Source organism: Actinomyces polynesiensis, assembly GCF_000820725.1.
Classification (GTDB): domain Bacteria; phylum Actinomycetota; class Actinomycetes; order Actinomycetales; family Actinomycetaceae; genus Pauljensenia; species Pauljensenia polynesiensis.
In genome coordinates, this window is sequence record NZ_CCXH01000100.1 from 1 (window position 1) to 12678 (window position 12678).

Below are 12678 nucleotides of genomic sequence, written 5' to 3' on the forward strand. Positions count from 1 at the left end.
GAGCCCCCGGCCCTGCCCACCGGCGGCGGCGCGGGAGCGGAACCCGCTGCGCCCACCGTGGCGCAGATCCTGGCCGCGGACGCCGGCCGCGACGAGCGTGTGCGCCTGTGGGAGACCCGCCGTGACGAGGTCCGGGGCTCGTTGGGGTCGCGGCCGCTGCTGTGGCCGCTGGCCTCGTTCCTGGTCCTGGCGGGACTGACGTTCCTGGCGTACTCCCCGGACTCGGCGCTGCGGACCTACCTGCTCGCCCCCTGGTACCTCGACCCGCGCCGGATCATGGCCGCCCAGAACATGACGATGGTGCCGCTCGCGGCACTCGGCTTCGAGTTCGTCGTCAACTGGATCCGTTCCCAACGCGTGCGCAGCGCGGACGAGCACCACTCCTCAGGGTCCCTCTGGCGCATCGGGGCGATCCTGGGGACGTGGTTGCTGGCCCTGACCCTGGGCGGCGCGATGGACGCCCGGATCCGCGCGGTGGACTACGTCTACGACGCGGACCACCTGGGCAAGGCGGGGATGGCGACCAGTGCGGAGCTGGCCATGCTGCGGCGCATGCCCGAGACACTGCCCGCAGACGCCCTCGTGCTCGGTGACCCGATCGCGGGAGCGGCCTACACCGAGGTCATCGGGCAGAGGCGCGCGGTGTTCCCGCAGCTCTACGCGGACCTCGCGGACGCGCACGCCCAGGAGGTCCTGGTCCAGAGCTTCAACCAGATCCACACCAACCCCGAGGTGTGCGAGGTGGTGCGCGAGCTCGGCATCACGCACTACTACATGGACCAGGACGGCTGGTACTACTCCTTCAAGCGCTCCGAGCGGTTCCCCGGCCTCTACGACGTGGACGTGAGCCACGGGTTCGAACTGGTCGACGACGGCGGGACCGCCAAGCTCTACAGGATCACCGCCTGCGGCTGAGGGCGGGACCCGACCGCAGTTGCACCGGCCCCCCCGCAGGGGGAGCGCGTCAGGCCGACACGCGATGGGGGGCCGACACGCGATGGGGGCCGGCACGCGATGGGGGACCGGCACGCGGCAGGGACCGGTGCCCTCGTCACGGGGACGGCCGTCCGAGCAGTGGGGAGCGACCGCGGAGCGGAGGCGCCCTCGTTAGTCTGGTGGGATGCACGAACCGACGGCCGCCACGAACCTCCCCGGCCCGCGACCCGCGGGCGACCACGTCCGCATCGCCTTCCTCGGGCCGTTCGGGACCTTCACGGAGCAGGCGGTGTGGCAGGTGGCGCCCGCCGGGGCCGAGCTGATCCCCGTCAACTCCGCCCCCGCCGCGATGGAGCTGGTGCGCAGCGGTGGTGCGGACCGGGCGGTGGTGCCGATCGAGAACTCCATCGAGGGCGGGGTCAACGCCACCCTGGACTCGCTCTCGCGCGGGGCACCCCTCGTCATCGTCTCCGAGATGGTCGTTTCCGTGACCTTCCAGCTCGCCGTGCGCCCCGGGACGCGCGCGGAGGACATCCACAGCATCGGCACGCACCCCCACGCCTGGGCCCAGTGCCGCCAGTGGGTGGAGGAGACCCTCCCCGGAGCACTGCACATGCCCGCCACCTCCACGGCCGCCGCGGCCGAGCTCCTCGCCAGGGGCGACGCCGGTTTCGACGCCGCCCTGTGCAACGCCACCTCGGTGGAGCGCTACGGCCTGGAGGCCCTCTACACCGACGTCGCCGACAACCCCGGGGCCGTCACGCGCTTCGTCATGGTCTCCCCCCCGGGCGCGCTGCCCCCGCCCACCGGCGCGGACAAGACGACGATCCAGGTGGCGCTGCCCCACAACGAGGCCGGCTCGCTGCTGGGCATGCTCGAGCAGTTCAGCGCCCGCGGCGTGGACCTCTCCCGGATCGAGTCACGCCCCTCGGGCGACCACCTGGGCTCCTACACCTTCTCCATCGACATCGTCGGCCACGTCGCCGAGGAACGCGTGCAGGCCGCCCTCGTCGGGTTGCACCGGTTCTCCCCCGACGTGCGCTTCATGGGCTCCTACCCACGTGTGGACGGGGTCCGTGCCCGCATCCTCCCGGGCACCTCCGACGAGGACTTCCGCCTGGGGCGTGCCTGGGTGGCGGGGATCCTCCACGGTGGCGACGGCACCACCCCCTACGAGGGCGACGCGAGCTGGCCGTTGAGGGGTCCGTCGGGGCACTGATCCCGGTGCCCGCGGCATCTGCGGTTGAGTTCACGGGTGTTCCCGGGCCCTGGGGGGTCCGGGAGGGCGGTGAGGTCAACTGTGGATGTCGGGTGGGGCACTGGCGGTTGAGTTCACGGGTGTGCCTGACCCCGTCCACCGCATTCTCAGGGCACCGCGATGTCCAGGGCTGCGCCGTCGACCCGGGCGTGGACCGTCCTGGCCCGACCCAGCGCGTCCCCGTCCACCTGGACCACCTGGGCGCGGTCGACGTGGACGGATGCGGAGGGTGCCTGCCTGAAGGCGATCTGTCCGGTCGAGGCGGGCATGTCCAGGGGGCGCAGCCCGGCCCCCTGGACGATGACCTTGGCAGCCAGGTCGGCCCATCCGATGATGCCGGCCTGGGTGTCCACGGCGATGACGTCGAGGAGTCCGTCATCGGGGTCGGCGTCGGGCGCGAGCACGATGTAGGGGAGTTCCCCACAGTTGGCGAAGAGCACGGTACGGGCGGTGAACTCCGACACCTCGTCATGGTCAGGGGCGGCGGTGCCGCTCCCGTCGGGACCCGGCGGGTCCTCGGGTGCGTCTCCGACGTGCGTGCCGTCGGCGTGCGCGTCGTCCCCCTGTGCGCCGTCCGAGCGCGGGGCGCTGTGCACCGGGGCCCCGTGGCCGGGGGCGCTGTGGTCAGGGGAAGGGGGAGCGGTGCCGGTCCCGGTCGTGGAGGACACCTCCTCGCCGATGGGGTCGTGCAGCACGAGCCGCGAGCGCATGCGCCGCGTGTGCAGGGCGGTGAGTGCGGAGAGCACGTAGGCGGGCCAGCCCACCGTCTTCTTCAGGCGGGGATCGGTCTTCGCCATCGTCTCGCCGTCGAAGCCGAGGCCGGCGATGACCACGTAGGCGTACTCGTCGGGGAGCGGTTCGCGCACCCCATCCGGGAGCGTCCGCACGGAGCCGGCGCCGGCCTCGGCGAGCAGGGCGCCCTCGGCGGGGAGCTCCGAGGCCTCCTCGACGTCCTCGACGCGCAACCAGGCCAGGTCGACGCTGCGGTGGTTCTCCCCGAGTGCGGTGGCGACGGATGCCGCGAGGTCGTCGACGGGGAGTCCGATGTTGCGGGCCAGGAGGTTGCCGGTGCCCACGGGGATGATCCCCATGCGCGCCCCGGAGTGTGCGATGCCCGCGGCCACCGCACGCACCGTCCCGTCCCCCCCGGCCGCGATCACCACGGAGGCGCCGTCCGCCAGGGCCCGGACCGTCTGGCCGGTTCCGGGGTCGTCCGGCGTGGTCTCGCGCCAGTGGAGGTGCTCGATGCCGCGGTGGAGCGCGAGGTCGTCGACCTTGGCGCGGAAGGAGTCCGGGTCCTCGAACTTGGAGGGATTGAACACGACCCAGGGACGAGGGCGACCCCGGCCGGGTGCGTCGGCGGAGGAGGGGTCCAGCAGTGCGCCGTCGCGGGCCGCCATCCGCAGGTCCCGGAAGGTCAGCCACCGCGACAGCGCAGCCGAGGAGACGGCGAGTGCCGCCGCCACGGCGAGCCAGATCAGGGCAACACCAGTCATGTGAGGAGCCTAATCGGGCGCGGTCCGGATCGGGACCGGGGCGGACCCGTCGTCAGGACGTGGTCCCGTCCCGGCGGCTCCGGGGGCGCGACGCGCCGCCGGTCTACCATGGACGCATGATCGATGTGCGCGCCCTGCGAGACGACCCCGAACCTGCCCGTGCCTCACAGAGGGCCCGTGGCGCCGACCCCGACCTCGTCGACCGCATCATCGCCGCCGATGCTGCCCGTCGTGAGGCCCTCCAGACCTTCGAGTCACTGCGGGCCTCCCACAAGGAGGTCTCCCGCTCCGTGGGGAAGGCCTCCAAGGAGGAGCGCCCGGCTGTCCTCGCCCAGGCCAAGGAACTGGCGGAGGAGGTCAAGGCCGCTGAGGCCCGGGCCAATGAGCTGGACGCCGAGGCCGACCGCCTGGCCCGCTCCCTCCCCAACATCATCGCCCCTGGCGTGCCCTCCGGCGGCGAGGACGACTACGTGGTCCTGCGCCACGAGGGGCCCGAGCGGCGCGACTTCGCCGCCGAGGGGTTCGAGCCCCTCGACCACCTCGCCCTGGGCGAGGGCCTGGGCGCCATCGACGTCAAGCGGGGGGCGAAGGTCTCCGGATCGCGGTTCTACTACCTGACGGGGATCGGCGCCCGCTTCGAGCTGGCCCTGCTCACCATGGCCCTCGACCAGGCCGTCGCGGCCGGTTTCACCCCGATGGTCACCCCGACGCTGGTCACCCCCGAGGTGATGGGTGGCACGGGGTTCCTCAATGAGCACTCCGACGAGATCTACTACCTGCCCGCCGACGACCTCTACCTGACGGGGACCTCCGAGGTGGCGCTCGCCGGGTACCACATGGGCGAGATCCTCGACCTGTCCGCCGGTCCGAAGCACTACCTGGGCTGGTCGACCTGCTACCGCCGCGAGGCGGGGGCGGCGGGCAAGGACACGCGCGGCATCATCCGTGTGCACCAGTTCAACAAGGTCGAGATGTTCAGCTACTGCCGCCCCGACGACGCCGAGGCGGAGCACCAGCGCTTCCTCGCCTGGGAGGAGGAGATGCTCGCCAAGGTCGAGCTGCCCTACCGCGTCATCGACACCGCCGCGGGCGACCTGGGCACCTCCGCCGCCCGGAAGTTCGACTGCGAGGCGTGGCTCCCCACCCAGGACCGCTACATGGAGGTCACCTCGACCTCGAACTGCACGACCTTCCAGGCGCGACGGCTGGGGATCCGGGAGCGTCGCGAGGACGGGCAGATGCACCCCGTCGCCACGCTCAACGGCACGCTGGCGACGACACGGTGGATCGTCGCCCTGCTGGAGAACCACCAGCTCCCCGACGGGTCGGTCCGGGTGCCCGAGGCCATGAGGGGTTACCTCGGGGGCCTCGAGGTGATGGAGCAGATCAGGTGAACAGGTGAGCCAACCCCTCCTCACACCCCCGCCCTCGGGCCTGCCCTTCGTCCCCTTCCCCGAGATGGTCGAGGTCGCGCGGCACGAACTCCCCGACGACCTGCCGAGGGACCTCTCGCGGGTCCTCGTCGCCCTGGACGTGGACGGGACGCTGCTGCGACCCGACGGCGCCTCCCCACGTGTGCGCGAGGCGTACCACGACCTCGTCGACGCGGGTGCGACCGTGGTCATCGCGACGGGCCGCGGCGTCAATGCGGTGCGTCCCGTGCTGGGCTACCTGCACGAGGACCGCGGGTGGTCGGTCTGCTCCAACGGGGCCGTCCTCGCCCGCTGGGAACCCCGGGGTGGGACGGACGTGGAGGTCCTCGTCGAACACCGCTTCGATCCCTCCGCGGCGATCAGGTCCCTGGAGTCGAGCGTGCCCGGGATCCTCCTCGGGGTGGAGGTCACGGACCGGGGGTACCTCGTCTCCCAGCCCTTCCCCGTCGGGGAACTCGCCGAGGCCGGCATCGTCTCCCCGGTGCGCGACCTGAGCGCCACCCCCACCCCGAAGCTCATCGGGCGTGCACCCTGGATGGATCGCGACGAGTTCGCGGAGCGGGTGGAGGGCTCGGACCTCGGTGTCCGGCACGAGTACGCCGTGGGGTGGACGTCCTGGGTGGACGTCGGCCCCGAGGGCACGACGAAGGCGACCGGCCTGGCGGAGCTGGCCGCCGAGTTGGGCATTCCCCGGGAGGGGACCGTCTCCGTGGGTGACGGCACGAACGACATCGCCATGTTGCGCTGGGCCCACCACGGGGTCGCCATGGGGGGTGCCACCGAGGAGGTCCGCGCCCACGCCGATGCGGTGACAGGACCGGTGGAACACGACGGTGCCGCCGCCCTCATGCGGGCGATCCTGGAGCGCTGAGGCCCCTCGCCGCGCCCGTCGACAGGGGGCACCGGGGTCGTCCCTCGTTCCGTCGCGGAGGGCTGCCACGATACGCTCGCGCCATGGGATCGACGATCGATGACGTCGCCGCCAGGGCAGGGGTGTCCACCGCGACCGTGTCGCGCGCGCTGCGCGGGCTCTCCAACGTGTCGGACCAGTCCCGTCGGAAGGTCCTCGCCGCCGCCGAGGAACTCGGCTACGTCGTCTCCCCCTCCGCGCAGGCGTTGGCGACCGGGCGCACCGGCATGGTCGCGCTCGTGGTGCCCGACTTCGACGAGTGGTTCCCCTCCAGTGTCCTGGAGGGGGCGCAGCGCCGACTCCAGGCCAAGGGTGTCGCCACAATGGTCCACTCGGTGGAGTACGTGCGCGGGAAGCCGCACTTCTCCATCGACATCGACCCCCTGCGCCGTCGTGTGGACGGTGTCCTCGTCATCTCCCTGCCCCTGGTGGGTGAGGAGATCGAGGACGTGGAGACCCTGGGGGTGCCCGTCGTGGTGGTCGGCAACGCGAACCCGCCACTGGCGTCCGTGATCCTCGACGACGTGGAGGTGGGGGTGATGGCCACCCAGCACCTCCTCGAACTCGGCCACACCGCGATCGGCCACATCACGGGCGCACTGGACGAGATCAGCCCCAACATGCCGGCGGGGGCGCGCATGGAGGGCTGGAGACAGGCGATGCTCGGAGCAGGTGTCGACCCCGAGGTCGACCTGGTCGAGAACTCCTACTTCGACATCTCCGGGGGCCACGACGCCATGATGGAGCTCCTGGACAGGCGCCCCGACATCACCGCCGTGTTCGCCGCCGCCGACTGCATCGCCGTGGGGGCGATGCAGGCCCTGGAGGAGAGGGGTCTGGGGGTGCCCGGCGACATGTCGGTCATCGGTGTCGACGGGGAGTACCCACGGGAGCTCCTGCCGCTGACGACCGTGGTCCAGGATCCCGGTCTCCAGGGCCGCATGGGTGCGGACTCCCTGTTGAGGATGATCGCGGGTGGGGCGGTGTCGGGGACGCAGATGGTCCACGGGATGCTGCGCCCCGGCCACACGACCTCCGTCCCGCGCTGAGATCCGTGGCCTTCCCGGCCTGACCGGGTACCACGGTCCTGCACGGTGGGGGCGGGACCGTCCCGGTGCCCCACCGGCGCTGGCCCGCACTGCGTTACCCAATCGAAACCCGTCCCGCTTGACCCACTCCCTGCAAACGCTTACATTCGGTGGTGCACGTCACGTGATCCGGCGTGACGAGACCAGCACGATGAAGTGATGGAGGCATAATGCGAACGTCCAAGCGCACAGTCGCCGCAACCACGGCGACCCTCGCGGCAGCGGCCATGGTCCTGACGGCGTGCGGTGGGGGTGGTGACCAGTCCGGGGCGAGCGGCTCCGATGGCGGAGCTGCCACGAGTTCCTTCGAGGGAACGGGTCCCTTCACCTACGTCCAGGGCAAGGACAACGGCGGCACGATCCAGCCGATGCTCGACAAGTGGAACGAGGCCCACCCGGACGAGAAGGTCACCATGATCGAGCTCTCGACCGAGGCCGACCAGCAGCGTCAGTCGATGATCAACAACGCCCAGACGAAGTCCGACGCCTACTGCGTGATGTCGGTCGACAACATCTGGGTGCCCGAGTTCGCCGCGCGCGGTTGGATCGACGAGCTCCCCGCCTCGGAGTTCCCGAAGGACAAGTTCCTCGAGGCGGTCTGGGAGACCGGCACCTACCGGGACAAGGTCTTCGCGATCCCGGCCTCCTCCGACGGCGGTCTGCTCTACTACCGCAAGGACATCCTCGCCAAGGCCGGCATCACCGAGGCGCCGACCAGCTGGGAGGACATGGAGGCGGACTGGGAGAAGGTCAAGGCGCTCCCCGAGTACTCCAGCATCGGCGGGTATGCGGGCCAGTTCTACAAGTACGAGGGCTTCACGGTCAACGTCTCCGAGGCGATCAACACCAGCGGCGGCGTGATCCTCGACAGTGACCTCAAGCCCGCGGCCGCCTCCGCCGAGTCCGAGGCCGGGCTCCAGCGCCTGGTCGACGGCTTCAAGTCCGGGTTCATCCCCCAGGAGGCCCTGACCTACAAGGAGGAGGAAGGGCGTGCCGCCTTCGAGGCGGGGCGCATCATCTTCTACCGCAACTGGCCCTACCAGTACTCCCTGACCCAGAAGGCCATCGGTGACGACGCCTTCGGCTTCACCTCCCTCCCCTCTGTGGACGGCAAGCCCGGCGTGTCCTCCCTGGGTGGTCACAACCTGGGCATCTCCAGCTACTGCAAGAACAAGGCCAGCGCCCTGGAGTTCGTCAAGTGGTACACGGACGGAGAGCAGCAGCAGACCCAGCTGAAGGAGGCCTCCCTCGCCCCCGTGTGGACCGAGCTCTACGAGGACGAGACGAACATCAAGGACTTCCCGTACCTGCCGGCGCTGGAGGAGTCCATCAAGAACGCGGTCCCGCGTCCACGGGCCGTTCAGTACGGCGACACGACCGCGGCCATCCAGGACTCGCTGTGGCCGACCCTCCAGGGGCAGGTCACGCCTGCGGATGCCCTGAAGGACCTGGACGAGAAGCTCGCAGCCCTGGGCACCGGCAGCTGAGGCCGTCGGCCCGAGGATCCTCAGTGGGAGGGGGTCCCGGTCCGGGTGCAGCACCCGGACCGGGACCCCGCCCTCCGGGCGACTGAAAGGAAGCGAGTGTCGTGTCAACCGCACCTGCCGTGGCGGCCCTGAAGCCGCACGAACGGCACGGGTTCTCCAAACGTGTGAGCCAGGAACGCCGGACCGGCGTGCTCCTGGTCCTCCCCACGGTCCTGGTGATCGTGGTCGTCATCGTCTTTCCCATCATCATGGCGGTCAGGGACTCCTTCTTCGGGGTCGCCGGCATGGACGAGGAGGGCTTCTACTCCGACACCGCGCCGTTCGTCGGACTGGCCAACTATGCGACCATCTTCACCGCCAACGGCGCCCGGTTCTGGAATGCCGCCTGGAACACGACCCTCTTCGGAGTGGTGACGGTGGTCCTGGAGACGTTCCTGGGCGTGATCATGGCGTTGATCATGCACAAGGCCATGCGTGGGCGTGGCATCGTGCGTGCCGCCATCCTCATTCCCTGGGCCGTGCCCACCGCGGTGTCCGCAGTCCTGTGGAAGTGGATCTTCGACGCCCACGGCGCCGCCAACGCGCTGCTCGGCACGCAGATCCTCTGGTCCACCGGCGACTGGTCCGCGAAGTTCGCCGTCATCATCGCCGACGTCTGGAAGACGGCGCCCTTCATCGGGCTCCTCACCCTGGCGGGCCTCCAGGTGATCCCCGACGAGGTCTACGAGGCGGCCAAGATCGACGGGGCCGGGGTGTGGCAGCGCTTCACCCGCATCACCCTCCCCCTGGTCAAGCCCGCCCTGGTCGTCGCCGTCCTCTTCCGCGCCCTGGACGCGCTGAGGATGTACGACCTGCCCTACATCCTCATCGGCGCCCGCAAGCCCTCGGTGGAGACGCTCTCGATGCTCGTCCAGGACGAGGCCTCGAACGTCAGGTACGGGTCGGCGGCGGCCTACGCGATCATCCTCTTCCTCTACATCTTCATCATCGCCTTCGCCTTCATCAGGCTCCTCGGCGCCGATGTCATCGGCTCGGGGGACGACGGAGGGAACAGGAAGCTGAGGATCTTCCGACGGCGCAGGAAGCGCCCCACCGGGCACGAGGGCGAGGACGGTCCGGCCTCACCCGGAGAGGTCCTGGCAGCGGAGAAGGCACTGGCGCAGGACATCGCCGGCAGTGAAGGAGCGCGGTCATGAGCACGAAGGCGGAGTCCCCCAAGCGCATCATCCTGGGCAATGTGGGCTCGGTGCTCGGCATCGGCCTCATCCTCGTCTACTGCCTGGCCCCGTTCTACTGGATGCTCGTCTCCTCCCTGAGACGTCCCCAGGACATCTTCCAGACCAGTTGGTGGCCGACGGTCGTCTCCTTCGAGAACTTCGCGTCGGTGTTCGACCCGGGCCGCCAGTTCGGCCAGGCGCTCATCAACTCCGCGATCGTGTCACTGGTGACCACCGTGATCTCCCTGGTCGTGGCGACCTTCGCCGCCTACGCCCTGGCCCGCCTCGAGTTCCCCGGCAAGGGGGTCCTGCTCACGCTGGTCGTGGCGACCTCGATGTTCCCCCTGGTGGCGATCATCGTCCCGCTGCTGCGGTTGTTCACCGACTGGAACTGGATCAACACCTACCAGGCGCTCATCGTCCCCTACCTGTCCTTCGCCCTGCCGCTGGCGGTGTGGAACCTCAACACCTTCTTCCGCCAGATGCCCCGCGAACTCGAACAGGCGGCGATGGTCGACGGGTGCACACCGTGGCAGGCGTTCCGCAAGATCATCCTGCCCCTGGCGGCACCGGGCATCTTCACCACGGCGATCATCGTGTTCATCAACGCGTGGAACGAGTTCCTCATCGCGTCCACCATGGTCAACAACCCGAGGATGCAGACCGCGCCCGTGGCACTGTCGAAGTTCGGTGGGGCCTCGCAGTTCGAGACCCCCTACGGGTCCCAGATGGCGGCGGGCATCGTCGTCACGATCCCACTGATCCTCCTCGTGCTCTTCTTCCAGAGGCGCATCGTCGCCGGCCTGGCCGCCGGCGGCGTCAAGTCCTGAGGTCCCGGGGACCTGCACCCGCGGGTCCGGGGCCGGGTCCGGCGACCCGGCCCCGGTGTCCGCGGGGACGGGGGCGCCCTCGTCCGCCCCGACACCGGGAGGACGGTGCCCGCCCTCGTCGGTCCCCGGACGCGGCCCCGCCGGGTCCCGACGCCTGGCCGGGCTCGACATCCCCTCCCGGGGCCGGCCCCCACCCCCGTTCGCCGGGGACACCGAAACCCACCACACCCGATCCCGATCACGGAAGGCGCGTCACCCACCCATGAGCGAAACCCCCGGCATCCCCACCACGGAACCCGTCACCGGACCCAATGCGGCGTCCGACTGGTGGCGGAGGGCGGTGATCTACCAGATCTACCCACGGTCCTTCGCCGACGGCAACGGCGACGGCATCGGTGACCTCCGAGGCGTGCTCGACCACCTCGACCACCTCCACGAGCTCGGGGTGGACGCCCTCTGGTTCTCCCCCTTCTACCCCTCACCCCAGTGGGACAACGGCTACGACGTGTCCGACTACTTCGACATCAACCCCGAGTACGGCACCCTGGAGGAGTTCGACGAGCTCCTCTCGCGGGCGCACGGGCTGGGGATGCGGATCATCATCGACGTCGTCCCCAACCACACCTCCTCCGACCACGCGTGGTTCCGCGCGGCCCTGGCGGCGGGACCGGGGTCGCCCGAGCGCGAGCGCTTCGTCTTCCGCCAGAGCGGTGAGGTGCCCCCCAACAACTGGGGATCGATGTTCGGCGGGCCCGCCTGGACCCGGGTGGAGGAGGTCACGGGTCGACCCGAGGACCACGGGTGGTGGTACCTCCACATCTTCGACGTGCACCAGCCGGACCTGAACTGGGACAACGCCGACGTCCACGCGGAGTTCCGACGCTACTTCCGCTTCTGGCTGGACCGGGGCGTCGACGGATTCCGCGTCGACGTGGCCCACGGCCTGGTCAAGGCGCCGGGGCTGCCCGACGACGAGATCGGGCCCGACCGGTTCTCCTACGTCGCGCCCGGGGGCAGGGGACAGGTCGAGAAGGCCCCCGACTCCGGCCCGTACTTTGACCAGGACGGCGTCCACGACATCTACCGCGAGTGGCGGCGCGTGTTCGACGAGTACGGCCGCGACCGGATGCTCGTCGCCGAGGCCTGGGTCGACGACCCCGACCGCATCGCCGCCTACGTGCGCTCCGACGAGATGAGCCAGGCCTTCAACTTCGACGTCCTCAAGTGCGGGTGGGAGGCCATCCAGCTGCGCTGGACCATCGCGCGGACGCTGGCGTCCAACGCGTCGGTGGGGGCGGTCAACACCTGGGTGCTCTCCAACCACGACGTGGTGCGCCATGCCACCCGGCTCGGCTACCCGTTCGGGGCGCTGACGACGAACGGGATCGGCGTGACCGACCCCCAGCCCGACGAGGAGACCGGCCGACGGCGGGCCCTCGCGATGACCTCCTTCCTCATGGGGCTGCCCGGGTCCATGTACGTGTACAACGGCGAGGAGCTCGGCCTCCCCGAGGCCACCACCCTGCCCGACTCCGCACGCAGGGACCCGACGTGGGAGCGTTCGGGGCACCGGGTGCGGGGACGCGACGGGTGCCGCGTCCCCCTGCCCTGGGTGGCGGACGCCCCCCACTTCGGCTTCGGCGCGGGTGAGGAGCCGTGGCTGCCCCAGCCTGCCGACTGGGGACGCTTCGCCGTCGACACGGAGCTGGCCGATCCCGGGTCGCCGCTGCACGAGTACCGCCGCACCATCGCCCTCAGGAGGGAGCTCGAGCTCCCGGCGGGCACGCTGACCTGGGTCGATGCCCACCAGGACCTCGTCGTCGCCCGCAACGGTGACGTCGTGGTCGCGCTCAACACCGGTGTCACGCCGCTGCGGGTGCCGGTGCGGGGGCGGGTCGTCCTGCTCTCGGGTGCCGTCGAGCTGCCCGCATCCGTGGTGGAGGCCGCGGCGCGGGGCGAGTTCGACCTCGAGCCGAACCGCGCGGCGTGGATCGTCGTCGATGAGGGCGGGGCCGTGGTGCGG

Annotated in this window: 10 protein-coding genes; 9 read left to right on the plus strand and 1 reads right to left on the minus strand. The window is 70.6% G+C overall.

The window, feature by feature from the left end; translation table 11 throughout:
• Both TA90_RS14930 and pheA read left to right on the plus strand, forming a co-directional pair.
• On the plus strand, positions 1–915 hold a 915-nt coding region (locus tag TA90_RS14930; RefSeq protein ID WP_331394257.1), incomplete at its 5' end, for a DUF6541 family protein.
• A gap of 205 nt (positions 916–1120) precedes the next feature.
• A complete protein-coding gene (gene pheA, locus TA90_RS04430; protein ID WP_043534809.1) occupies positions 1121–2155 on the plus strand; it encodes a prephenate dehydratase in 1035 nt (344 codons plus the stop codon).
• 146 nt (positions 2156–2301) lie between these two features.
• On the opposite strand, the gene TA90_RS14935 is transcribed toward pheA, so the two are convergent.
• The gene (locus TA90_RS14935) at positions 2302–3690 is read right to left on the minus strand and encodes a diacylglycerol/lipid kinase family protein (RefSeq protein WP_043534810.1); all 1389 of its coding nucleotides are present in this window, start codon (positions 3688–3690) and stop codon (positions 2302–2304) included.
• A 116-nt stretch (positions 3691–3806) separates the two neighbouring features.
• On the opposite strand from TA90_RS14935, the gene serS reads away from it, so the two are divergent.
• From serS to TA90_RS04470, 7 genes are all read left to right on the plus strand, one after another.
• Entirely contained in the window at positions 3807–5084 is a 1278-nt protein-coding gene (serS, locus tag TA90_RS04440) for a serine--tRNA ligase (protein WP_043534811.1), read from the plus strand.
• Positions 5085–5088: 4 nt separating this feature from the next.
• Positions 5089–5994, plus strand: coding sequence for an HAD family hydrolase (locus TA90_RS04445; RefSeq protein ID WP_043534812.1), 906 nt, complete (start codon positions 5089–5091; stop codon positions 5992–5994).
• Between the two features lie 83 nt (positions 5995–6077).
• Positions 6078–7082, plus strand: coding sequence for a LacI family DNA-binding transcriptional regulator (locus tag TA90_RS04450; protein WP_043534813.1), 1005 nt, complete (start codon positions 6078–6080; stop codon positions 7080–7082).
• Between the two features lie 209 nt (positions 7083–7291).
• Positions 7292–8608: an ABC transporter substrate-binding protein gene (locus TA90_RS04455; RefSeq protein WP_043534814.1), complete on the plus strand. Its 1317-nt coding sequence runs from the start codon at positions 7292–7294 to the stop codon at positions 8606–8608.
• A gap of 101 nt (positions 8609–8709) precedes the next feature.
• Positions 8710–9804 carry a carbohydrate ABC transporter permease gene (locus TA90_RS04460; RefSeq protein ID WP_396142689.1) on the plus strand — a complete coding sequence of 365 codons (1095 nt, stop codon included), beginning with the start codon at positions 8710–8712 and terminating at the stop codon, positions 9802–9804.
• Positions 9801–10655 (plus strand): carbohydrate ABC transporter permease, encoded by an 855-nt coding sequence (locus tag TA90_RS04465; protein ID WP_043534815.1) that lies wholly within the window; start codon positions 9801–9803, stop codon positions 10653–10655. The genes TA90_RS04460 and TA90_RS04465 overlap by 4 nt, the downstream gene beginning before the upstream one ends.
• Positions 10656–10917: 262 nt before the next feature.
• Positions 10918–12678, plus strand: a 1761-nt coding sequence (locus TA90_RS04470; RefSeq protein ID WP_074015283.1) for a glycoside hydrolase family 13 protein, incomplete at its 3' end; no start/stop codon positions are given.

Bases quoted from the DNA above. Each gene is read 5' to 3' on its own strand.
- TA90_RS04450 (WP_043534813.1), top strand. From the start codon at position 6,078: ATGGGATCGACGATCGATGACGTCGCCGCCAGGGCAGGGGTGTCCACC.
- pheA (WP_043534809.1), top strand. From the start codon at position 1,121: ATGCACGAACCGACGGCCGCCACGAACCTCCCCGGCCCGCGACCCGCG.
- TA90_RS04455 (WP_043534814.1), top strand. From the start codon at position 7,292: ATGCGAACGTCCAAGCGCACAGTCGCCGCAACCACGGCGACCCTCGCG.
- TA90_RS14935 (WP_043534810.1), bottom strand. From the start codon at position 3,690: ATGACTGGTGTTGCCCTGATCTGGCTCGCCGTGGCGGCGGCACTCGCC.
- TA90_RS04465 (WP_043534815.1), top strand. From the start codon at position 9,801: ATGAGCACGAAGGCGGAGTCCCCCAAGCGCATCATCCTGGGCAATGTG.
- serS (WP_043534811.1), top strand. From the start codon at position 3,807: ATGATCGATGTGCGCGCCCTGCGAGACGACCCCGAACCTGCCCGTGCC.